Here is a 21,319-nt window from a genome sequence, read left to right on the forward strand (position 1 = left end):
ACATTAGGACGGTTTGCAACTATATTGTGCTTCAAAAAACTATAAATTGCTGAAGTATTACATTGATTTGTTTCGATAGAGGAAGTGTGTATTATATGCGACAATTGAGTATAATTATTCCTGTTTATAATGTAGAAAAGTATATTAGTAAATGCCTTCATTCTATCCTCGATAATGATTACTCATATTTAAATGATGTGGAAATTATTTGTATTGATGATGGATCAACAGACAATAGTGGGGGGATTTGTGAGGCTTTTGCTAAAAAATATAGGAATATTATTGTGCAACATCAATCTAATAGAGGTGTAGCTGCAGCTCGTAATATTGGTTTATCTATAGCATGCGGTAAGTATATTGCTTGGGTAGATGGAGATGATTATGTAGAAAAAGAATGGTTGTCGACTATATTGACTGTTATAAAGAATAAATCTTCGGATTTAATACTGTTTGATTATTATATAGATGAAAATAAAAAAATTATAGAACATAAAGCTCCTTTTACTAAAAACTATGTAGATGTCCGTGACTATATTTATGAGTTATCACAAGAAATTTATATTCATAGTTATTTGTGGCAATATATAATGCGACGATCAGTGTACAATTCTAAAAGATTTGATGAAACTGTTTTAGTACAAGAGGATTATAGATTGTTAACAGTTTTGGCTTTAGAAATTAAATCGATATATTATTGTAAAAAAGCATTATATCATTATGTTCAGCATAAATCAAGTTTGACACATCATAGTGTTTCGGTAGAGATGGCTTTGGCTGCAATAAAAAATGCAAAGCAACGTTATGATATATTTTTGGAAAATGGATTCAATACCTCTAAGGTTGGTTACTGGAGAGCGATATTAGGGAATTATTTTGTTTTAGAAAAAGAAATGAAACAAAAGGATGATGTGAGATGCTCCGTCTTTTGCGATATGAAACGGGATTTTTGGTCGATGATAAAATCTGAAAGATTGACAATCAGAATGAAAATAAAGTTGTTGTTGATATTATGCTTACCGTCTAGTTGGGGACTTTTTGTGTATAGAATATTTCAATCCTAGTTATGTTATATTGATTTAATAGGAGAAAAGAATGAATGTAATAAATGTATTGATATTATCAATTGATGATTCTTGCCATGCTGATGAGTTTTTATTTAAGACACACTCCTATAATACTATGTATATTTCTTTGCATGATAATAGTGGAAGGTTTGGATGGTTTTTTTATAAAGTACTATACAGATTAAAGCTATATAAAATATGTACATTTTTTTTGGGATGTATAATAAAAAAAAGGGTTTCTTTCATGAACTTTGATTATATTTTCATCAATGAAGGTGCTTGTTCTGAATATTTGATAGAGTATTTACTACCTAGATCTAATGCTAAGATAGTGTTTCAATATTGGAATACTATTGAAAAAATACAGGGGGAACATTTGAATTATATTCATAAATATAAAAATAATCCTCGTGTATTTTTTCAGTCATTTGATTATCATGATTCCCAAAAATATCAGTTACATTATAACTACCAGTTTGCACCATGCTTATCAAATTTTCCTGCAAAGCTTACAACGCCTATGAAGAAAGGAAGAGAGGCTCTTTTCGTTGGCGTTGATAAAAATCGATTACCTAAGATTATGAAAGTTGCTGAAGCGTTAGACAAAATAGGTTTTTTATCAAAGTTATACATTTTTCCAGATAGAGAGGGGAATTATAGTGAGAAAGAAAAACGATATTTGTATAAAGGGAAAAAGTTTGACTATATAGATATTGTTAGTATGATAAATGAAACTGATGTTATAATTGATATCGTACAAGATGGTCAAAATGGAATGACATGGAGACCTCTAGAGGCTCTTTTTTATCAAAAAAAGTTAATTACTAATTTCGCTAAAATCATGAATTACGATTTTTATACGCCAGAAAATATTTTTATAGTTGGAAGAGACGACATGTCAACATTAAATGAATTTCTAGAAAAACCACTAAAATCTATACCAAAAGAAATAAAGGAAAGGTACACTTTTGATGGTTGTATGAAAAATATAATTTCTAGATTTAAAACGGTTTCAAAATAATGGAGATGCATCATGAAAATATTAGTCACAGGTGGCGCTGGTTTTATTGGTTCACATCTTGTTCGTCGACTTATTCAAAATAGACATGAAATCACGATACTAGATAATCTTAGTACGGGTTCTCTAGATCATTTGCCAGAGACTGGTTTTACCTTTTGGCAAATGGATACACGAGATATAGCGATACGAAAGAAAGTTATATTCGCTCATTTCGATGCGATAGTCCATCTTGCAGCACAAACTATGGTAGATTCGTCCATTCGTAATCCATATTTCGATGCAGATGAAAATGTTATGGGGACAGTTAATGTGCTTGAAGCAGCACGAATAAGTGGTGTGAAACGTGTAATTTTTGCTTCAACGGCTGCTGCTTATGGAGATAAAGAAGAGTCCCTGTTGCCATTGCATGAGAACTTATCTTTGACTCCGTTGTCATTTTATGGTTTAACAAAAGTAACTGTTGAACATTATTTATCGTTATATCATACACTCTATAATCTTGATTATGTTGTACTACGGTTCGCAAATGTTTATGGTGAACGTCAGGGTGATAAGGGTGAAGGTGGTGTCATTAGTATCTTTGCTAAACGTATTGCTGCTAATAAAAATCTGACTATTTTTGGTGACGGGACACAGACGCGAGATTTTATCTATGCAGGTGATATTGCGGAGGGAATTATCAAGGCACTTGTTACAGAGCATGTAAATAACGTATATAATCTTAGTACCCAGACAGAAATTAGTTTAAATGAATTGGTGCGCACTTTTGGTCGGGCTGTAAAGAGGACACTAACGCCATCTTACACTGTTGCACGCGATGGAGATATTTATCGTTCCTCTCTTAGTAATAAGAAAGCGAAAAAATATTTAAATTGGCAACCAATGGTAACTTTAGAAGAAGGATTGCGTCGTACTGTCAAATACTTTTCTAATGAGAGCAATTAGATTCCATTGTTTGATAGTATGAATAAACTAGTGTAGCACCTCGCCCATATATACGACAATGAATCATCTGGTTAAATCAGGATACAAAGATACCAGCTTGACTCTGGCTTTTTCCTTAGTGAACAGCCAATGAATCGGTGTCGGCTTCTTGTTCCGCTTATTTTCCCACGCACGGACTTCACGTTGCAGCTTGGCAGGCTTTCGATTCGTCGGTTGAGGCATTGCCTGGTCAATACATTCAGCTCGATCTCGGCCATGTTCAACCAGCTGCCATGCTTCGGCGTATGGTGTATTTCCAAACGCTCCGCCAGTCGGCGGGCCTCATCTGGCTTGAAGATAGGGTAAAATATATTTCGCAAATTCAATTTCATAAAAAATAGACATAGTCTATTGCCGCTAGTACAATTAAGTTACCACACCAAATTCGTAAGGAGGCAATAGACCATGTCTGGTAATATTATACAACTTAACGAGGATCTTATAAAGAATAATTTAAAGGATTTTGTACGCGACAGCGTAGAAGAAACACGGAATGCCCTGCTCGACCATGAGGCGGACGAGCTTGTCCGTGCTGGCAAGTATGAACGAACGGGAGACCGTAAGGGCTACCGTTCCGGTCATTACGAGCGGAATTTTGGCACGACTTCCGGCGAAGTCAGATTATGCGTGCCGAAGCTCAAGGGCATCCAGTTTGAGACGGCCATCATCGAGCGCTATAAACGCCGTGAATGCTCTGTCGAGGAAGCCCTTAGGTAGTGTCAAGATTCTTTCGCAAATTCATTTCATCCGCCAGTAAATATCGGCATCAGATGTATGGATTTTCCTCGTCAGCTGGCTGCTCAATTTCCATCTTGAATAGATGCTCCATGTCCATATAGCGTTTTGAGCCCCATTCTGAGGCGGCAACATGGCGAAGTCTGGCACAGACGAGCATCAGCGCACTGTTGCCATCAGGAAATGCACCAATGGCCCTTGTACGGCGGCGTATCTCGCGATTTACTCGTTCCGTCAAGTTATTCGTGCGGATCCGACTCCAATGCTCAGTAGGAAAATCCATGTAAGTCAAAGTTTCGCCAACGCTTTCCTCAACCTTCTTGGCTGCGGACAAGAGCTTCATTTCGCGGAGCTTGGCTGCAATGGACGCCGCCTTTTCCTGAGCTGCTTCTTTGCTCTCCTGCGCATGGATTGCTTTGAGCATCAAGGTAACCTGCTTCATCTTAGTCTTTGGCGTCACCGTGAAGACGTTCCGGTAAAAATGGACCGTGCATCGTTGGTATTTGGCCTCAGGAAAGACCACAGGGATGCTTTCCAGCATGCCCAAGCATTTATCGCCGACAATAAGGCGCACGCCCGCAAGGCCGCGGCCCTTAAGCCAGGTGAAAAAGTTCAGCCAGCTTTCTTTGTCCTCTTTCATGCCCTCTGACGCGCCGAGAATCTCACGGAATCCGTCTTTGTTGACGCCAATAGCGACCAAAACGGATACATTCTGAATCTCACCACCCCAGCAGCGCTTGAGGTAAATGCCATCGACGTAAACATACGGGTATTCGCCCGTCAAGGGGCGTTGACGCCATTCTTCGATGTGCTTATACGCCTTCTGGTTGAGGTTGCTGATGGTGCCGGAAGAGACCTTCGTGCCCCAAAGCGTTTCGGTGATGTCCTCGACACGGCGCACGGATACGCCGGCCAGGTACATCTCAATAAGGGCTTCCTCGACCGAGCATTCACGGCGTTTGTAGCGTTCGATGATGGCCGTCTCGAACTGGATGCCCTTGAGTTTGGGCACGCGCAGCTTGACTTCACCGGAAGTCGTGCCGAAATTCCGCTCGTAATGACCGGAACGGTAGCCCTTACGGTCTCCCGTTCGCTCATACTTACCAGCACGGACGAGTTCGTCCGCCTCGTGGTCGAGCAGGGCATTCAGCGTTTCTTCTACGCTGTCACGTACGAGATCCTTTAAATTATTCTTTATAAGATCCTCGTTAAGTTGTATAATGTTACCAGACATGGTCTATTGCCTCCTTACGAATTTTGTGTGGTAACTTAATTGTACTAGCGGCAATAGACTATGTCTATTTTTTATGAAATTGAATTTGCGAAATATATTTTACCTTATCAGCCCTTATTGAGATGTACCTGGCCGGCGTATCCGTGCGCCGTCTCGAAGATATCACCGAAGCGCTTTGGGGCACGAAGGTCTCTGAGCAGCCAGCTGACGAGGAAAATCCATACATTTGATGTGATGCCGATATTTACTGGCGGATGAAATGAATTTGCGAAAGAATCTTGACACTACCCGTGGTGTTTTGTCCCTGCGGGTGTGGTATAATAGGGGTACGAATTTGTTTTAAAAAGGGGATTTTGACGTGAAGGTAACAGAAACGAAACTCAAGGGTGTATTTGTGCTGGAGCCGCAGGTGTTTGGGGATGCGCGCGGATGGTTCATGGAGAGCTGGTCGAAGCGCAAGATGGAGGCGGCTGGCATCTCGGTGGATTTTGTGCAGGACAATCAGTCGTACTCGGCTCAGAAGGGGACGCTGCGCGGGCTGCACTACCAGCTCAACCCGATGTGCCAGGCGAAGCTCCTGCGGGCGACGCGCGGGGCGATCTTTGATGTGGCAGTGGACATCCGCAAGGGTTCGCCGCAGTTCGGCCAGTGGGTCGGGGTGGAGCTGTCGGCGGAGAACAAGAAGCAGCTCTTCATCCCGCGCGGCTTTGCGCACGGCTTCATCACGCTGACGGATGACGTCGAGGTGCAGTACAAGGCGGACAACTACTACGCGCCGGAGTGCGACGGCAACATCCGCTGGGATGACCCGGACATTGGCGTCGCGTGGCCGCTTGAGCCGGTGATCCTGTCGGACAAGGACACGAAGGCGCCATCGCTCAAGGAGCGCGTGGCGACGTCGCTGAACTTCGTCTACGGAGAGAAATGATGAGGGAAATGCGCAGCTGACGAGAGGCGACCCCTTCCGTCAGCCTGTGGCTGCCACCTTCCTCGTGCGCGGGGAAGGCTTTTAGGGGGAGAATATATGATAACTAAGGGAATTATCTTGGCGGGCGGCTCGGGGACGCGTCTTTACCCGCTGACGATCGCGGTGTCGAAGCAGCTGATGCCGGTCTACGACAAGCCGATGATCTACTACCCGCTGTCGACGCTGATGCTCGCGGGCATCCGGGACATCCTCGTGATCACGACGCCGGAGGACAATGCGAACTTCCGGCGGCTGCTCGGCGACGGCTCGCAGTGGGGCATATCCATCTCGTACGCCGTGCAGCCGGAGCCGAAGGGACTCGCACAGGCGTTCCTGATCGGCGAGGAGTTCCTTGCGGGCGAGGGCTGTGCGCTCGTCCTGGGCGACAACATCTTCTACGGCTCCGACCTCGCCGTGATGATGCAGCGCGCGGCCGCACAGACGGACGGCGCGACGGTCTTCGCCTACTACGTCAGCGACCCGGAGCGCTACGGCGTCGTCGAGTTTGACGAGCAGGGCGAGGCCGTGAGCCTCGAGGAAAAGCCAGCCGCGCCGAAGTCCAACTTCGCCGTGACGGGCCTCTACTTCTACGACAAGGACATCGTCGATATCGCGAAGCAGGTCAAGCCGTCGGCGCGCGGTGAGCTCGAGATCACCGACGTCAACAAAGCCTACCTCGCGCGCCACAAACTCCACGTCGAGACCATGCGCCGCGGCTACGCCTGGCTCGACACCGGCACCCACGACTCCCTGCTGCAGGCAGCCGCCTTCGTCCAGACCATCCAGTCCCGCCAGGGCCTCAAGATCGCCTGCCTCGAAGAGATCGCCTACCGCATGGGCTACATCACGCGCGCCCAGGTCCACGATCTCGCCAAGCCGCTCAAGAAGAACGACTACGGCAAGTATCTGCTGAGCCTCTGAGCGGTCGCCCGCAGCAAAACGGAACAAAAAGCTTCCTATATATAGACGCAAAAAGCCGCCCTGCAGGTACGATGCTGCAGGACGGCTTTTTTATGGGGAGGGGTCAGTGGGTGAGGTGGCGCTGGTGCTGGAGCTCTTTGACGAGCTCGCTGAGCTGTTCGGTGAAGCGGTCCATGGAGCGCTGGAAGCTGGTCAGCAGGTAGAGCGTCACGACGATGGGGAAGCCGACGCTGGAGATTGCGGTCAGGAGGTTCTGTTCCATGCGGGTCACCTTCTTGTCAGGGGGCGATTGCCGGAGGCGTGGCAAAGTGGGGCGATTGAGCCGTGGGGCAAAGCTGCGGCAGCCGGAGATGGGAAGCCCGGCTGCCGTCAGCTGGGGAAATTGGATCAGGCGAGCTCTTCGACGTCGACCTTGCGGATGCTGGCGCCCTTGTAGGCGACGGGGAAGGCGCCGCCAATCAGGAAGGCCTTCTTGGCGACGACGTTCTCGGCCCAGGTCTGGACGGCGGTGGCCGAGATGTCATCTTTCGGGTCGGTCAGGGAGAGCGTCTTCGTCTTGGCGTTGTCGAGCAGGAATTCGATTTCAAGCGTGCGTTTCATGGTGGTGACTCCTTTCGATGCGTGAGCGATGGTTCATCCGTTCATCCGGCCAGGGTCACGGCTGCTGCCGCGGCGGCCGGTGCAGGGGTGAGTGCGAGTCAGCTGTTCAGGCCGTGACAAGCGTTGCGTTCTCGGCGCGCTGGATGTCGCCGACGTCGTGCGACTGCAGGGCGGCGAGGCCCTGGCCGACGGCGAGCAGGTCCTCGTCGCTGATCTCCGGGTTGATGGAGCTGAACGTGCGCGTCGCGTACTTGACGGCACCGGCATCCGTCGTGCCGTTCTCCACCTTGATCTTGAGGGAAGTCGTGATGTTCGTGCGCTGCGTAGCCATGATAGTTCTCCTTTCAGGTGAGAGGGTGGGGGCCTCAGCAGGCAGCCGCGAGGCCGGGCAGCTGCCCGAGGCTCAGGAGCGTTTTCCCTTGCCTTGATTTTATTGTACGGGATTGACATGTCAAAAGCAAGGGGTATTTATAAGAAAGTTTTGACACTTGAATTGACACGTCATTGACGATTTCCTTCCTATTATATAGTAGCGGGCACATACCTCCACATCAACGGTGCGGGCTCGTCTTCTTCGAAAATGAGATCGCCCTCCGGCGTGATGTGGGCGCGCAGGAACTGGTCGATGGCGCTGGCGATGGCGTGGCCGAAGACGGCGGCATGGCTGACGAGCAGCTGGAAGTCCTCCTCCGTGTCGAGGAAGGCCGTCTCGACGAGGATGGCGGGCATGGTCGTGCGCCGCAGCACCGTGAAGTCGGGATTGACCTTGACGCCGCGGTTCGGGAAGCTCTTGTCGATGCGGCTGACGGCGCGCCAGAGCGTCTGCTGCACCGTCGTCGCGAGCGCGTGGCCCCACGAGTGCGTGCTGAACGCGTACGTCTCGCAGCCGCGGCCGCCGCCGGCATTGGCGTGGATCGAGACGAAGACATCGGCGGGCCAGCTGTTGGCGAGGCCCGTGACATTCGGGTAGCCCGGCGCCTCGCCGCGCAGGTTGTGGCTCTGCACGACTTTCGTCAGGTAGCCGCAGCGCTCGAGCGCGATGCGCGCATTCTCCGCGACGCGCGCGTTGATCGCCGCCTCCGTCACGCCGTGCTCGCAGTTGACCGCGCCGGGATCCGGACGGCCGCCGAGCGCATGACCTGGATTGATGAAGATTCGCATGATAGACTCCTTTCTAGAGAGGTGGTGGGGGATAGGGATAAAGAAAGGATGGACCTTGCACAAATTCCATCCCATTCCTACTGAATATATGATACCTAGAGCACCATGAGCCCGTCCGGCAGCGGCCAGACCTCGTAGTGGTCCTCCCTGCGCCGCGCGGGCACGTAGAGGATGTACGTCCGCGGCGCCTTTCCCTCATCGAGGTCGAAGTCGCCGAACGCCTCCGCGAGCGCCTCGTGCCAGTCCGCAAAATCCGCGAAGCGGCCCGCGATGTGCGGCAGGCCATCCTCGAAGATCGCGATCGGCACGAGCTTCAGCGCCACGCCGTCCATCTTGTCTGTCGTATCGCGAGAATCCCGGGAATTTTCCGATACCTTCTTTGCCAGAGCAATCCGGATCGGGATCACCTTGCGTGGCGGCGGTGCCTCTGCCCGGGCGGCCGACTCTTTCGCCTTTGCCTCGAAGACGGCGACCTCGCCCTGCGCGTAGATGGCCTCCGACTCCGCGATGACCTTTGCCGCGCGCTCCGTGTCGATGAGGCGGTAGTGCGGCTTGCGCGCCGTGCGCTCGATGGCGAGGAAACCCGCCTTGCAGAGTTCCTGCCGCGCCGCGATGAACGTCCCGTGCGAGATGCCGCCGGCCTTCGCGCGCAGCACCTGCTCGCGGATCACGCCGCCGCCGAGCGCCTCAATTCCCCGATACAGCTTCTGGGCATGATTCGTAAGCAACATGGTTTACCTCCTTCTGCACTGGTGTTCCTGAGAGAAAATCCTGATAAGACTTCGTGCCCGCCAGCATCTCAGCCGGCGTCACGAGCATGTGCGGCCGCACATTGCTGACGAGGTAGTACTTGACCGTCCGCGTGCCCGGGTCATGCTCGTAGAGCAGATAGCCCGCGCTGCGGAGCTCCTCGCGCGAGCGCATGAACGCCGACCGCGAGATCCGCAGCGCCCCGGCAATTTCGTTGGCCTGGATCTTCAGGGGAAATTGCCAGAACGCGGCGTTTGCCCGGTAGAACAAGTAGTGCCAGAGCGCCTGCGCACAGGCCGAGACCGGCCGCACCGGCTGCATCTGGTGAAAGAAACGGAACTCCGTGATGAAGCCCGTCATCGCCTCTTTTGCCATCGAATCCCTCCTTCGAGTCCATGAAATGCTCCTCGCACAGACAAAAGAGCTTGCCGCCCCTCCGCAGACCGGCCTCAAGAACATAGAGCCGCCGATCTGCTACAGAGAGACAAGCAAGCTCATACGTCTTGATTGTGGTCGTGCAAAGGTGTGTTCCGCGTTTTCACGCGTTTTGTCGTGCTATGCTCCTAGTATACCGAGAGAGTGTGATTCTGTCAAGAGAAGATTGCCCACGAGACGTAGACAGGCGAGGTGTCAAACATGTGTCAACCCTTGCCAGACATGGCGCGACAGCCATTCGAGAAAAATTTTTGACACATGCGAAAAGACAGGGAAAACAGGCAGAATCGTGAGGTAACTCGAAGAAACGAGAGAGCAAGATGGTGCTGCCGAAGGACGGGAAGATGAGCAGAGGAGCGCGCCGTACTACGTTACTTTTCTTTCTCTTTGCTTGAGCTACGTCTTAAGAGCGCCCGGAAGCCAGCCGCGCCAACGCCTGACGGCTATCCACAGTGCCTGAGCAGAACACAGAGCGGACACAGAACGCGCACAACCTGATACATAAAGCGAGGCACTCCCTATATTTATCCACAGCCACATGGTAGATATCCACATGTTGTCCACAGGATATCCACAGAATGACAGACAGGCCATTCCCTGTTGTAACGCGTAGGGTTTTGGAGTATAATGAGAACGTAACATCTCAGCATCAAAAGGGAGATGCTGGCCAGTTTGAGGGGGAAAGTACGACCATGGAAGACTATGCAGCACGGAATGATTCGGTTTTTTTGAAACATAGACTGCATCAGGAAACGAAAGATCCTGTAGGGGTTATCCGACGTGATCCATTTCAGCGTGACCGTGATCGGATTCTGCATTCTCGGGCCTTCCGTAGGATGATGCACAAGACGCAAATTTTCAATGCGAACAAGGGTGATCACTATCGTAACCGCCTGACACATACGCTCGAGGTTAATCAGATTGCCCGCTCTATCGGCAAGGATTTAGGACTCAATGATGAGCTTGTCGAAGCAATTGCATTGGGGCATGACGTGGGCCATACGCCGTTCGGTCATATCGGGGAACGGACTTTAGGCAAGATCCTGACCGAGGGGATTGAATTGCGTGATGGAAAAGTATGTGCCATTCAGGAAGATTTCAAGCATAACTTCCAGTCGCTTCGCGTCCTAGATACACAGGAATCCCGTTGTGAGGCGTATATGGGCATCAACCTGACCTTTGCAACGCGAGAAGGCATTTTGAAGCATACGAAATGCTTAAACAAGAAGACAGGCAAGCCATATCAGTATGGTGACAACCTGAATCTAGACGGTATTGAAATGGATAAGCCGTCTATTACGTTAGAGGGACAGACCGTAGCAATTGCAGACGAGATTGCGCAGTGCACCCATGATCTCGAAGATGGTGTGCGCAGTGGTATCATTGACTTCCGTGAACTGCTTGAACAGCCTCTTGTAAAGGATTTTATGAGCCAATATGGCATTAAAGCAAACGAGCATACTAATACGCCAGCCTATGAAACACGCTCATTCATCATCAAGCATCTTGTCGGCTTCCTGATTTCGGATGTCGACAAGGCTTCTGAGAAGAAGATAAAGTCATATATTGAGCAGACTAGCAAAAAAGATGGTGACTATTGGTTTACCGAACCCTGCATTGTATTCTCCGACGAGGTTGATGTAAACCGGAAGAAATTACAGAAATGGGTGAGCGATAAAATTATCCGTTCTGAAGAAATCAGCATTTCGGATTCGAAATCGGAATACATCATCCGTCAAATGTTTAGGGCCTTTTATCAGCATCCTCTTGAATTGCCTGATTATGTCTTGGGACGCTATTTCCGGTTATCTTCTGATATCAAGGATTTTAACCGCGATTTGTTGAATGATAAGGTGATAGAAGAAATGCAGAAAGATAGTCTTTTTATTCGCCTAATTGCAGATCATATCGGTGGTATGACAGATCAGTATGCATCGAGAACATATAAGAAATTATATTATCCAGATTATATATGATGTATAGCTGTAAGGGATTGATATACGAAAGGAGTGGCAGGAGTATAACTTGATGTTATTTATGTTCCTGTCAATATGATTTATGAAATTTGTTATTGTTTCTCCTAAACAAACCGGTGGCGGTCCTATTGTATTGTATAAGCTTGCTAAGACTTTACAAGAACAAGGGTATGATGCGTCTGTTTTTAATATTGGTGGAGTATCGGATAACCGAATTGAATTTTACTATAAACAGTTGAAATATGATGCAAAAGAGTCGATTAAATATTCTTTAGTAAAATTATTTCCAAAATCCAACTTTACCAAACGTCATTATCAGGGGTATGCATATCTTCCGGTGCGAGGATGCAGAAAGAAATATCTTCCTGTAGTAGATGATGATACGGTCGTCATTTATCCGGAGATTCTGCGTGGTAATCCTTTGCATGCCAAGCATGTGGTAAGATGGTTGCTATATCATAATCGATTTCCCAATGATAGCACATGGTATTCTGATACGGATTTATTTGTTGCATATCGTGAACAGTTTAATGATTCGCAATTAAATCCAGATGGAAATTTATTGAAGATATTTAGCTTTGATAGAGAACTATATAAGAGAACAAACTACGGAGAACGAAATGGTGTCTGTTATTTTATCCGCAAAGGAAGTAAGCGTACAGATTTGCCGAAGCATTTTGATGGGCCTGTTCTGGATCTTCTTCCAGAAACCGAAAAAGTTCGTATCCTCAATAAATGTGAAAAGTGCTATTTATATGATACGCAGACTTTTTATGCATCAATCGCAGCACTATGTGGTTGCCATTCTATTGTCGTCCCCGAACCTGGAAAAACCAGAAAAGATTATTTAAAAAAAGATGATCATAGTTGCGGAGTAGCTTATGGCGAAAATCGTGAAGAGATAGAGTATGCTATTCAAACACAGGAGAAAGTTGCTGACAGGATTGATCGGATGTTATCATCTAATCTTGAGAACACTATAAGTTTTATTAATCTCTGTAAGAAATGTTTTCATTTGTCGTAAGCCGGAGTAATACGCATATATGATTTCAACAAATCAGGTAATTGTTAATTTTATATGGAAATTTATGGAACGAACAGGATCACAATTAATTTCCTTCATCGTTTCAATCATCTTAGCACGATTGTTGATGCCAGCAGATTATGGTATCATTGCTTTGTGTATGGTCTTTATCTCTATCTTACAAGTTTTTGCAGATAGTGGCTTGGGAACGGCGTTAATACAAAAGAAAGATCCCGATGACTTAGATTTTTCTACTGTCTTTTATACAAATATCTTTCTTGCAGTAGGCCTGTATATAATAATGTATCTGCTGGCTCCTTTGATTGCAATTTTTTATTCAATGCCAGATTTAGTGGGGTTGATACGTGTACTCAGCTTAGTTTTGCTGATTAATGGGTTGCGTAATGTACAGCAGTCATATGTCTCTAAGCATATGATATTTAAGCGATTCTTTTATTCGACATTAACGGCGTCTGTTCTTTCTGCTGTAATTGGTATCAGCATGGCGTATGCTGGTTTTGGTATGTGGGCATTAGTGGCTCAACAGCTGTCGAATGGATTGATTGCTACAATTGTTTTATGGTGGACTGTTCCTTGGCGACCTATTTTTTCGTATTCCTTTTCTCGCTTGAAGGAATTGTTTTCTTTTGGTTCGAAATTGTTGGTAGCAATGTTGATATCAAATGCTTATGATCAGCTTTGGCAGTTGGTCATAGGTAAGATATATTCTCCTTCCAGCTTGGCTTTCTTCAATCAAGGTCAAAAATTTCCACAGGTCATCGTCACCAACATCAACGCCTCGATTGACAGCATTCTGCTCCCAACAATGGCGAGTGAGCAGGATCATCGTGAGCGGGTGCGGGATATGACGCGGCGGGCCATCAAGACGAGTATATTCATTATGGCACCGATGATGATGGTCCTGGCGTTTTCATCGACGAATGTCGTGACGCTCGTGCTGACAGAGAAGTGGCTGCCGTGCGTGCCGTTCCTGTGCATCTTCTGCATCAACTACATGTTCTGGCCCGTCCATACAGCGAACCTCAATGCTATCAACGCGCTGGGACGCAGCGACATCTTTCTGAAGCTGGAAATCATCAAGAAGGTAGTGGGAATTAGTGTCCTGCTCTTTACGATGCAGTACAGTGTCATGGCCATGGCCTATGGCATGCTCTTGACGGGCGTGCTGGGCCAGATCATCAACTCGTGGCCGAACCGCAAGTTGCTGGGGTATGGATATCTTCATCAGCTACGTGACCTGTTGCCAAGCATTGTGCTGGCAGTGATTGCAGGGGCTGCGGCATATGGTGTCGGCATGATGCAACTGCCGATACATTTGGTACTCGTCATCGCTTTGCAGGTTATCGTCGGAGCGGTGACTTATCTTGCCTTGTCGTACTTGTTCCGCATCGATTCGCTACTGTACTTATTCCAGGTCATCAAGCCGCTTATCGCGCGAAGAATTGGTTGATATAGATCGATACAGATTATATGGGGGATATAGGAGAAGGGGAGGTGCAGGAGGAGACTTTCTGGAATAATCCTAATGATGATCCAAAGGTAGTAGATAGAGAAAAAATTAACAATCGTTTCAGGGCGAAGGGTAAATTTGGCTTGAGTGATTTGAAACGATATTTGTATAAGGATGTTCATGTCATGTCAAAGTCAGAGTTTCAACATGAGTTTATTGAGCAAGTACAGTTACGTAGGGAGGCGCAAGAATGCAATTAGCAATATATGGTGCAGGCAGTCTGGGCAAACAATTATATGATGTTGCCCTGCGTGTCAATGAACAAGATCGCCGGTGGACGGATATTTTTTTTATCGATGATGTTCGTCAGGAGCGTCAATTTTATCTGAGCCGCGTTCACCGTCTGACTGAAGTACAGCAGATGGATGAGCCTGTAGAAGCTTTGGTGGCCAATGGTACGCCGAAGAACCGCAAAAAAATGGCAGTGATTCTTCGCGAAGCAGGTATATCATTGACAAACCTGATTGATCCGTCTGTCATCATCTCACCTTCTGCAATGTTCACTGGGGGGGGAATTTCAATCCTTCCTTACTCGAGGGTTTCCAGTGATGCTGTTGTAGGAGAAAACACGTTAATCCAGCCGTATGTACATATTCCACATGATGTCCATGTCGGTGCAAATTCGGTTTTCTCTGCAAACGTTGCTTTAGGCGGAAAGCTCCAGATCGGAGAAGAATGCTATTTCGGTCTGGGATCCGTTGTCCGCGAGAATCTGACAATCGGCGCTCGTGCCATCATTGGTATGGGGGCTGTGGTATTGCACGATGTGGACTGTGACTCAGTCATGGTTGGCAATCCTGCTCATGTTTTGCGTAAGAGTGCGACGGGGGAGGTATTTCATACCTGATACTGAGTCCGGAAGGGAGATAAAGGGTATCATGAATACTAAGGATATTAGAAAAAACTTTTGCTCTTAGGTGGTTCGCGCTACTTGTTGCCAGCAATAAAAGCCGCGCATGATTTAGGTGTATATGTCATTATGTGCGATTATTTACCGCATAACTATGCACACCAATTCGCTGATGAGTATCATAATGTCAGTATTATCGATAAAGAAGCTGTTCTAGAGTTGGCTCAAAAGTTGCATATCGATGGTATCATGTCCTATGCAACAGATCCTGGCGTTGCTACAGCTGCTTATGTAGCTGAGAAAATGCATCTTCCTGGTAACAATCCATATGAGTCGGTTGCTATCCTGCAGAACAAGGGTAGATTCCGCCACTTCCTACAGGAACATGGATTCAATGTTCCCAAAATGAAGACTTTTCGTGATTGGAACGAGGTAAAAATGTCATTGACAGATATTGAAAATGCTCCTCAGTATATCATGGATATCACCCCTGCAAAATTAGAACTAGGATATGCTTCTCAGTACGATTATATTTCTATGTTGCAGGATTTCAAGCGAGAAATGAGTGCAAATCGCTTATATCAAGATGAAATTTGATTTAGGAGGAACTGTTATGTCAAAAATTTTAGTTACGCGGTCTTCGATGCCGCCGATGGATGAGTATGTGAATGAAATTAAGGACATTTGGGACAGCCGCTGGCTGACGAATATGGGTGTGAAGCACAAGGAACTGCAGGCAGGTCTGCGTGAGTATCTTGGTGTGGAGAACATCGATCTGTTCACGAATGGCCATATGGCGTTGGAGCTCTCGCTGCAGGCGATGAATCTGCAGGGAGAGGTCATTACGACGCCGTTTACGTTTGCTTCGACGACACATGCGATTGTCCGCAATGGCCTGATGCCGGTTTTCTGTGATATCAATCCGCAGGACTTCACGATGGACGTGGATAAGCTCGAGTCGCTGATCACGGATCGCACGTGTGCCATCATGCCGGTGCATGTCTATGGCAATGTCTGCAATGTCGAGGAGATCGAGCGGATTGCCAACAAGTACGAGCTGAAGGTCATCTATGATGCAGCGCATACATTTGGTGTCAAGTATAAGGGTAAGAGCACGGCTTCTTTTGGTGATGTTTCCTGCTTTAGTTTCCACGCGACAAAGGTCTTCCATTCGATTGAGGGTGGCGCTGCTTGCTTCCGCGATGCGGAATTTGGCAAAAAGCTCTATGGACTGAAGAACTTCGGCATTCGCGGCCCGGAGACGGTGGATGCTGTCGGTGCCAATGCCAAGATGAATGAGTTCTGCGCGGCGATGGGCATCTGCAACTTGCGCCATGTCGATGAGGAAATCGCGAAACGCGGCAAGGCTGTGGCCCGCTACCGCGAGCGCCTCGGCGATGTCGACGGCCTGCAGCTCAATCCCATCCAGAAGGATGTCAAGCCGAACTATGCATATTTCCCTGTGATCTTTGACGAGAAGATCTTTGGGGCAACGCGCAATGAGGTCATGGAAACCCTGGCCGCACACGACATCGGCGCGCGCAAGTACTTCTACCCGCTGACGAATACCTTTGAGTGCTTCCACAACATGTTCGACGTCAACGAGACACCAGTGGCCTTGCACATGAGCCGCCACGTCCTGACCCTGCCGCTCTACGCGGATCTGCAGACTGAGGATGTCGATCGGATCTGTGATATCGTATTGAGTTTGAAGAAGTAAATTAATATAGAAAATCTAGGGGACATTCTCCTAGATTTTTCTGCTTATTTTGATGATTTCATAGTTTATGTAATGAGAGGGAGATGGCTTTGGGAGAGCAGTGTATACCAAAGAAGAAAAGTATTGGGAGCCAATCGTACTCAGACGGTTGCTGGGAGATCAGATGAGTGATGCGCTGGGGTGGATTAGTGTCGCCATCATCGTAGGCCTGACAATGGTGTTGACTGTAGCGTGGGATAAATGGCAGACAGAACGACGTGTGTGAATCTGATGAATAAACTTACATGGGGGTTCAATTGCTTTAAATTAATTTAAGGAGTGAATTTTTATGACAATTATCGTGACCGGTGGTGCCGGCTTTATTGGCTCAAACTTCGTCTACTACATGCTCAAGAAGCATCCAGCTGACCGCATCATCTGCGTCGACAAGCTGACGTATGCGGGCAATCTTGAGACGCTCGAGGCGGCGATGGAGAAGAAGAACTTCAAGTTCATCCGTGCGGACATCGCGGACCGTCAGGCTGTCTACCGCATCTTTGAGCAGGAAAAGCCGGACATTGTCGTCAACTTTGCGGCGGAGTCGCATGTCGACCGCTCCATCGAGAATCCGGAGATCTTCCTGCAGACGAATGTCATCGGCACGAGCGTGCTGCTCGATGCCTGCCGCAAGTACGGCATCGACCGCTACCATCAGGTCTCGACGGACGAAGTCTACGGCGATCTGCCGCTCGACCGCCCGGATCTGTTCTTCACGGAGGAGACGAACCTCAAGACGTCGAGCCCGTATTCGGCTTCGAAGGCCGGTGCGGACCTCCTAGTCATGGCGTATCATCGCACCTACAAGATCCCAACGACGATCTCGCGTTGCTCAAACAACTACGGCCCGTATCATTTTCCGGAGAAGCTTATCCCGCTGATGATCATCAACGCGCTGTCCGATAAGAAGCTGCCGGTCTATGGCGATGGCAAGAACGTCCGCGACTGGCTCTATGTCGAGGATCACTGCCGCGCCATCGACCTCATCCTGCAGAAGGGCCGCGTCGGCGAGGTCTACAACATCGGCGGTCACAATGAGCGCGCCAACATCGACGTCGTCAAGACCATCCTCAAGGAGCTCGGCAAGTCCGAAGACCTCATCGAGCACGTCACCGACCGCAAGGGCCACGACCGCCGCTACGCCATCGACCCGACGAAGATCCACACAGAGCTCGGCTGGGAGCCGGAGACGAAGTTTGAGGATGGCATCAAGAAGACAGTCAAGTGGTACCTTGAGCATAAGAATTGGTGGCAGCATATCATCGATGGTGACTATCAGCACTATTATGAGAAGATGTACAGCAAGAAACAGGTATTAGAATACGCAAAATGATTGGATAAGCGACTCGTCGAGTCGCTTTTTTTCTGCTATGTATATATCTGTTTGTTTTAGTTTACGGGGTGATGTTTTTGATGATAGAACAAATATTTATTCTCGGTAATGGATTACACCAATGGCCCTTGTACGGCGGCGTATCTCGCGATTCTCGACCGAGCATTCACGGCGTTTGTAGCGTTCGATGATGGCCGTCTCGAACTGGATGCCCTTGAGTTTGGGCACGCGCAGCTTGACTTCACCGGAAGTCGTGCCGAAATTCCGCTCGTAATGACCGGAACGGTAGCCCTTACGGTCTCCCGTTCGCTCATACTTACCAGCACGGACGAGTTCGTCCGCCTCGTGGTCGAGCAGGGCATTCAGCGTTTCTTCTACGCTGTCACGTACGAGATCCTTTAAATTATTCTTTATAAGATCCTCGTTAAGTTGTATAATGTTACCAGACATGGTCTATTGCCTCCTTACGAATTTTGTGTGGTAACTTAATTGTACTAGCGGCAATAGACTATGTCTATTTTTTATGAAATTGAATTTGCGAAATATATTTTACCTTATCCTCATACTTGCCAGCACGGACAAGCTCGTCCGCCTCATGGTCGAGCAGGGCATTCCGTGTTTCTTCTACGCTGTCGCGTACAAGATCCTTTAAATTATTCTTTATAAGATCCTCGTTAAGTTGTATAATGTTACCAGACATGGTATATTGCCTCCTTACGAATTTGGTGTGGTAACTTAATTGTACTAGCGGCAATAGACTATGTCTATTTTTTATGAAATTGAATTTGCGAAATATATTTTACCTTATCATGGGGAACCAGATGAGCGACGCCCTCGGACTGATCAGCGTTGTCGTCATCGTAGCCTTGACGATGGTGCTGGCTGTGGCGTGGGATAGATGGCAGATGAAGGATAATGGACAAAGAAGAGCGGTTTGATAAGCTCTGTATTTCTCATGATTCTGGAGGAGATGTCCTAATGGATGAGAATCGAAAAAGTTGGGAAAAGAAATATACTGTAATCGAACGCCCTAAATCTCGGCGTATATTAGGTTCGGGAGGAAATGCAAAAATTTATCGTGTTGAATGCAAAGAAGATCATGGGGAATATGCATTAAAATATTTACTCGATAAGTTGATGGGGAAAGGGGATAAATTTGAAAAAGTAGTTCGTTTTCGTAACGAAATAGACGTTATGGAGAAGTGTAAAGAAATCCCAGGAGTTATCCCTATTATTTCCTCTTCAAAAGATGAATGTTGGTATGTCATGCCACTTGCTACGCCTATTATAGAATATATTTCTGATAATAGAATCGATATTGAAGGCATTGTTTCATGTGTCATTTCTTTAGCAGGAACACTGGAGAAACTTCATGCAAAGGATATCTGTCATCGTGATATCAAGCCAGCGAATCTTTACTATTACGATGGGAGAGCAGTATTTGGTGATTTTGGATTAGTCGATTTTCCTGAAAATGAAGGGAATCTGACTAAATCGAATGAGAGACTTGGTGCAACCTTTACCATTGCACCCGAGATGAAGCGCAACCCCAAAGAAGCGAATCCGAAGAAAGCAGATGTCTATTCTTTAGCAAAGACGATGTGGATGTTATTGGCAGATGATGATAAAGGGTTTGAGGGGGCGTATGATTATCTAGATCAAAGTCATGGATTGAGCTATCGGTCGAAGTATAGAAATAAGCATTTAGTAGAGTTGGAAGAATTGTTGAGAGATTCTACTGATAATGATCCGACTCGCCGTCCAACAATAACAGAATTTAAAGAGCGCTTGCTTAGATGGCGAGAGGTATATTCTGATTTCCAGAAGTCACAAGAGAGTGATTGGAATTTCCTGAATAAGCAATTATTCGGAGTATTTTCTCCTGGATCTGCTACATGGAGAGAAGTGCATGATATTGTAGGCGTCCTGAATGTCATAGGAAGAAGTTCAGTCTATAATCATATGTTGTTGTCCAGTAACGGTGGATGGGATTTTTCTTTGGCAAAGCCGGCAGATGAAGAAGGTTGTATAAAAATATATGCATCTTCAGATGACATATGCTATATTGTAAAACCTAAGGCCCTATATTTTGAAGGGTTTGGACAGGACTATATATGGAATCAGAGTTCTAAGATTGGCTGAATTTGATGATAATCCATTTGAGAAAAAAGAAGATGAGGGAGCTAATACAACACGAGATATATCTGATTTTATAAAATGTGAGCATTACCTGAGAGATCATTTTAGGGAATGGAACTTTAATAATCTCTTACCTGAGAGATTATTAAAAAAATCTATGGCACCTATGAGTAGGAGATTCTTTTTTACTTTGGTATATTCTACGATTCATTCCCTCGATGATGCACTCCAAGAGCTTAGGGGAACTGGCTATTATCTCACAGAATCTGGAAATATAAAGAAACTGAATTTTGATGATGATGAGTGTTTTTGCCTTTTTGATATGGATGATGCAATTGATTTAGCAGATGTCCTCAATGAGAAAATTGAAAAAATATTGCATAAAAACGGTTTGACTTACTCTGGAAAGAATAGAAAGTATTTTTCGATATTTCCTATCGGATCTAAAAAGCCATTGCATTTGTTTACAAAAAAAGAAATCGAATCAGCTATGAGAAATGCCGATGACCGAGTCGATAATCAACTGGTCATTGACGAAGATGGATATGCAAAGATAATCGAGGGAAGATTTGAATATATTGAAGTATATCCAGTAAGGTCAGGATTATGGACTGCAGGAGGCGTATATGTCGGGAAATATGCGACGCTGCCAATGCTAGATGATATCTATTATAATATGTTGCGTGGGTGGCTGTCTTATCTGAAAACAGGCCGTGCACAGTATGCTGGAAGTCTCTTGGATTTGAATCAAGATGAAATAGATATGATCCAAGAAATCAAGAGGTATTATTGAATAGTAAGCGCTAAATCATCCGGTGTATGGTAAGCGCTAAATCAC

22 protein-coding genes and 4 pseudogenes are annotated in these 21,319 nt (G+C 46.8%); 16 read left to right on the top strand and 10 right to left on the bottom strand.

Annotation, left to right across the window (positions count from 1 at the left end; all coding sequences use genetic code 11):
- The first annotated feature begins 95 nt into the window (after positions 1–95).
- Genes QDI87_RS01390 through QDI87_RS01400 form a run of 3 tightly spaced genes read left to right on the top strand, consistent with a single transcriptional unit; the run spans position 96 to position 3,030 of the window.
- Positions 96–1,061 (top strand): glycosyltransferase family 2 protein, encoded by a 966-nt coding sequence (locus tag QDI87_RS01390; protein ID WP_278742047.1) that lies wholly within the window; start codon positions 96–98, stop codon positions 1,059–1,061.
- A gap of 31 nt (positions 1,062–1,092) precedes the next feature.
- Positions 1,093–2,085, top strand: coding sequence for a hypothetical protein (locus QDI87_RS01395; RefSeq protein WP_278742048.1), 993 nt, complete (start codon positions 1,093–1,095; stop codon positions 2,083–2,085).
- 12 nt (positions 2,086–2,097) lie between these two features.
- The gene (locus tag QDI87_RS01400; RefSeq protein ID WP_278742050.1) at positions 2,098–3,030 is read left to right on the top strand and encodes an NAD-dependent epimerase/dehydratase family protein; all 933 of its coding nucleotides are present in this window, start codon (positions 2,098–2,100) and stop codon (positions 3,028–3,030) included.
- A 63-nt stretch (positions 3,031–3,093) separates the two neighbouring features.
- On the opposite strand, the pseudogene QDI87_RS01405 reads toward QDI87_RS01400, so the two are convergent.
- Positions 3,094–3,374 (bottom strand): annotated as a pseudogene (locus QDI87_RS01405) (transposase); the annotation flags it as partial.
- 100 nt (positions 3,375–3,474) lie between these two features.
- Here QDI87_RS01405 and QDI87_RS01410 point away from each other — a divergent pair.
- Positions 3,475–3,780 (top strand): annotated as a pseudogene (locus tag QDI87_RS01410) (transposase); the annotation flags it as partial.
- A gap of 55 nt (positions 3,781–3,835) precedes the next feature.
- Here the strand turns inward: QDI87_RS01410 and QDI87_RS01415 are convergent.
- Entirely contained in the window at positions 3,836–5,038 is a 1,203-nt protein-coding gene (locus QDI87_RS01415; protein ID WP_278742051.1) for an IS256 family transposase, read from the bottom strand.
- Positions 5,039–5,148: 110 nt separating this feature from the next.
- On the opposite strand from QDI87_RS01415, the pseudogene QDI87_RS11740 reads away from it, so the two are divergent.
- From QDI87_RS11740 to rfbA, 3 genes and pseudogenes are all read left to right on the top strand, one after another.
- Positions 5,149–5,256: pseudogene (locus QDI87_RS11740) on the top strand (transposase); the annotation flags it as partial.
- A 140-nt stretch (positions 5,257–5,396) separates the two neighbouring features.
- Positions 5,397–5,966 carry a dTDP-4-dehydrorhamnose 3,5-epimerase gene (gene rfbC, locus QDI87_RS01420; protein WP_278742052.1) on the top strand — a complete coding sequence of 190 codons (570 nt, stop codon included), beginning with the start codon at positions 5,397–5,399 and terminating at the stop codon, positions 5,964–5,966.
- A gap of 96 nt (positions 5,967–6,062) precedes the next feature.
- Positions 6,063–6,926 (top strand): glucose-1-phosphate thymidylyltransferase RfbA, encoded by an 864-nt coding sequence (gene rfbA, locus QDI87_RS01425; RefSeq protein ID WP_278742053.1) that lies wholly within the window; start codon positions 6,063–6,065, stop codon positions 6,924–6,926.
- 103 nt (positions 6,927–7,029) lie between these two features.
- On the opposite strand, the gene QDI87_RS01430 is transcribed toward rfbA, so the two are convergent.
- From QDI87_RS01430 to QDI87_RS01455, 6 genes are all read right to left on the bottom strand, one after another.
- A complete protein-coding gene (locus QDI87_RS01430) occupies positions 7,030–7,188 on the bottom strand; it encodes a YvrJ family protein (protein ID WP_072003578.1) in 159 nt (52 codons plus the stop codon).
- 125 nt (positions 7,189–7,313) lie between these two features.
- A complete protein-coding gene (locus tag QDI87_RS01435) occupies positions 7,314–7,526 on the bottom strand; it encodes a DUF2922 domain-containing protein (protein WP_036376628.1) in 213 nt (70 codons plus the stop codon).
- A 106-nt stretch (positions 7,527–7,632) separates the two neighbouring features.
- Entirely contained in the window at positions 7,633–7,857 is a 225-nt protein-coding gene (locus tag QDI87_RS01440) for a DUF1659 domain-containing protein (RefSeq protein ID WP_036376625.1), read from the bottom strand.
- Positions 7,858–8,048: 191 nt separating this feature from the next.
- Complete coding sequence (locus QDI87_RS01445) at positions 8,049–8,687, bottom strand: N-acetylmuramoyl-L-alanine amidase family protein (RefSeq protein WP_278742054.1); 639 nt, start codon at positions 8,685–8,687, stop codon at positions 8,049–8,051.
- Between the two features lie 95 nt (positions 8,688–8,782).
- Positions 8,783–9,418 (bottom strand): hypothetical protein, encoded by a 636-nt coding sequence (locus QDI87_RS01450; RefSeq protein ID WP_278742055.1) that lies wholly within the window; start codon positions 9,416–9,418, stop codon positions 8,783–8,785.
- Entirely contained in the window at positions 9,375–9,812 is a 438-nt protein-coding gene (locus QDI87_RS01455) for a hypothetical protein (protein ID WP_036376619.1), read from the bottom strand. Before QDI87_RS01455 ends, QDI87_RS01450 begins: the two co-directional genes overlap by 44 nt.
- A 752-nt stretch (positions 9,813–10,564) precedes the next feature.
- Between QDI87_RS01455 and dgt the strand changes: the two genes are divergently transcribed.
- The 7 genes from dgt (at position 10,565) to rfbB (ending at position 18,342) form a co-directional block, all read left to right on the top strand.
- Positions 10,565–11,848 (top strand): dGTP triphosphohydrolase, encoded by a 1,284-nt coding sequence (gene dgt, locus QDI87_RS01460; protein WP_278742057.1) that lies wholly within the window; start codon positions 10,565–10,567, stop codon positions 11,846–11,848.
- Positions 11,849–11,930: 82 nt separating this feature from the next.
- Positions 11,931–12,872, top strand: a complete 942-nt coding sequence (locus QDI87_RS01465) for a hypothetical protein (protein ID WP_278742058.1) — start codon at positions 11,931–11,933, stop codon at positions 12,870–12,872.
- A gap of 19 nt (positions 12,873–12,891) precedes the next feature.
- Positions 12,892–14,343: a lipopolysaccharide biosynthesis protein gene (locus tag QDI87_RS01470; RefSeq protein WP_278742059.1), complete on the top strand. Its 1,452-nt coding sequence runs from the start codon at positions 12,892–12,894 to the stop codon at positions 14,341–14,343.
- A gap of 250 nt (positions 14,344–14,593) precedes the next feature.
- The gene (locus QDI87_RS01475; RefSeq protein WP_278742060.1) at positions 14,594–15,250 is read left to right on the top strand and encodes an acetyltransferase; all 657 of its coding nucleotides are present in this window, start codon (positions 14,594–14,596) and stop codon (positions 15,248–15,250) included.
- An 84-nt stretch (positions 15,251–15,334) separates the two neighbouring features.
- Entirely contained in the window at positions 15,335–15,850 is a 516-nt protein-coding gene (locus tag QDI87_RS01480) for a hypothetical protein (protein WP_211248219.1), read from the top strand.
- A 16-nt stretch (positions 15,851–15,866) separates the two neighbouring features.
- Positions 15,867–16,973: a DegT/DnrJ/EryC1/StrS family aminotransferase gene (locus QDI87_RS01485; protein ID WP_278742061.1), complete on the top strand. Its 1,107-nt coding sequence runs from the start codon at positions 15,867–15,869 to the stop codon at positions 16,971–16,973.
- A gap of 328 nt (positions 16,974–17,301) precedes the next feature.
- Complete coding sequence (rfbB, locus tag QDI87_RS01490) at positions 17,302–18,342, top strand: dTDP-glucose 4,6-dehydratase (protein ID WP_278742062.1); 1,041 nt, start codon at positions 17,302–17,304, stop codon at positions 18,340–18,342.
- A gap of 114 nt (positions 18,343–18,456) precedes the next feature.
- Here the strand turns inward: rfbB and QDI87_RS01495 are convergent.
- Both QDI87_RS01495 and QDI87_RS01500 read right to left on the bottom strand, forming a co-directional pair.
- Positions 18,457–18,792, bottom strand: a pseudogene (locus tag QDI87_RS01495) (transposase); the annotation flags it as partial.
- Between the two features lie 64 nt (positions 18,793–18,856).
- Complete coding sequence (locus QDI87_RS01500) at positions 18,857–19,042, bottom strand: hypothetical protein (RefSeq protein ID WP_423791157.1); 186 nt, start codon at positions 19,040–19,042, stop codon at positions 18,857–18,859.
- Between the two features lie 215 nt (positions 19,043–19,257).
- Here QDI87_RS01500 and QDI87_RS01505 point away from each other — a divergent pair, with 215 nt between their 5' ends.
- Together QDI87_RS01505 and QDI87_RS01510 are read left to right on the top strand one after the other, a co-directional pair.
- Complete coding sequence (locus QDI87_RS01505; protein ID WP_278742063.1) at positions 19,258–20,484, top strand: protein kinase domain-containing protein; 1,227 nt, start codon at positions 19,258–19,260, stop codon at positions 20,482–20,484.
- A complete protein-coding gene (locus QDI87_RS01510) occupies positions 20,477–21,274 on the top strand; it encodes a hypothetical protein (protein WP_278742064.1) in 798 nt (265 codons plus the stop codon). Before QDI87_RS01505 ends, QDI87_RS01510 begins: the two co-directional genes overlap by 8 nt.
- Positions 21,275–21,319: the final 45 nt, after the last annotated feature.

Source organism: Mitsuokella jalaludinii (assembly GCF_928722185.1).
Classification (GTDB): domain Bacteria; phylum Bacillota; class Negativicutes; order Selenomonadales; family Selenomonadaceae; genus Mitsuokella; species Mitsuokella jalaludinii.

Excerpts from the sequence above, each read along its gene's own strand:
- QDI87_RS01400 (WP_278742050.1), top strand. The coding sequence starts at position 2,098 with ATGAAAATATTAGTCACAGGTGGCGCTGGTTTTATTGGTTCACATCTT.
- QDI87_RS01485 (WP_278742061.1), top strand. The coding sequence starts at position 15,867 with ATGTCAAAAATTTTAGTTACGCGGTCTTCGATGCCGCCGATGGATGAG.
- QDI87_RS01475 (WP_278742060.1), top strand. The coding sequence starts at position 14,594 with ATGCAATTAGCAATATATGGTGCAGGCAGTCTGGGCAAACAATTATAT.
- QDI87_RS01390 (WP_278742047.1), top strand. The coding sequence starts at position 96 with ATGCGACAATTGAGTATAATTATTCCTGTTTATAATGTAGAAAAGTAT.
- QDI87_RS01450 (WP_278742055.1), bottom strand. The coding sequence starts at position 9,418 with ATGTTGCTTACGAATCATGCCCAGAAGCTGTATCGGGGAATTGAGGCG.
- QDI87_RS01505 (WP_278742063.1), top strand. The coding sequence starts at position 19,258 with ATGGACAAAGAAGAGCGGTTTGATAAGCTCTGTATTTCTCATGATTCT.
- QDI87_RS01435 (WP_036376628.1), bottom strand. The coding sequence starts at position 7,526 with ATGAAACGCACGCTTGAAATCGAATTCCTGCTCGACAACGCCAAGACG.
- rfbB (WP_278742062.1), top strand. The coding sequence starts at position 17,302 with ATGACAATTATCGTGACCGGTGGTGCCGGCTTTATTGGCTCAAACTTC.
- QDI87_RS01395 (WP_278742048.1), top strand. The coding sequence starts at position 1,093 with ATGAATGTAATAAATGTATTGATATTATCAATTGATGATTCTTGCCAT.
- QDI87_RS01440 (WP_036376625.1), bottom strand. The coding sequence starts at position 7,857 with ATGGCTACGCAGCGCACGAACATCACGACTTCCCTCAAGATCAAGGTG.
- QDI87_RS01455 (WP_036376619.1), bottom strand. The coding sequence starts at position 9,812 with ATGGCAAAAGAGGCGATGACGGGCTTCATCACGGAGTTCCGTTTCTTT.
- dgt (WP_278742057.1), top strand. The coding sequence starts at position 10,565 with ATGGAAGACTATGCAGCACGGAATGATTCGGTTTTTTTGAAACATAGA.
- rfbA (WP_278742053.1), top strand. The coding sequence starts at position 6,063 with ATGATAACTAAGGGAATTATCTTGGCGGGCGGCTCGGGGACGCGTCTT.
- QDI87_RS01445 (WP_278742054.1), bottom strand. The coding sequence starts at position 8,687 with ATGCGAATCTTCATCAATCCAGGTCATGCGCTCGGCGGCCGTCCGGAT.
- QDI87_RS01465 (WP_278742058.1), top strand. The coding sequence starts at position 11,931 with ATGAAATTTGTTATTGTTTCTCCTAAACAAACCGGTGGCGGTCCTATT.
- QDI87_RS01500 (WP_423791157.1), bottom strand. The coding sequence starts at position 19,042 with ATGTCTGGTAACATTATACAACTTAACGAGGATCTTATAAAGAATAAT.
- QDI87_RS01415 (WP_278742051.1), bottom strand. The coding sequence starts at position 5,038 with ATGTCTGGTAACATTATACAACTTAACGAGGATCTTATAAAGAATAAT.
- QDI87_RS01430 (WP_072003578.1), bottom strand. The coding sequence starts at position 7,188 with ATGGAACAGAACCTCCTGACCGCAATCTCCAGCGTCGGCTTCCCCATC.
- QDI87_RS01470 (WP_278742059.1), top strand. The coding sequence starts at position 12,892 with ATGATTTCAACAAATCAGGTAATTGTTAATTTTATATGGAAATTTATG.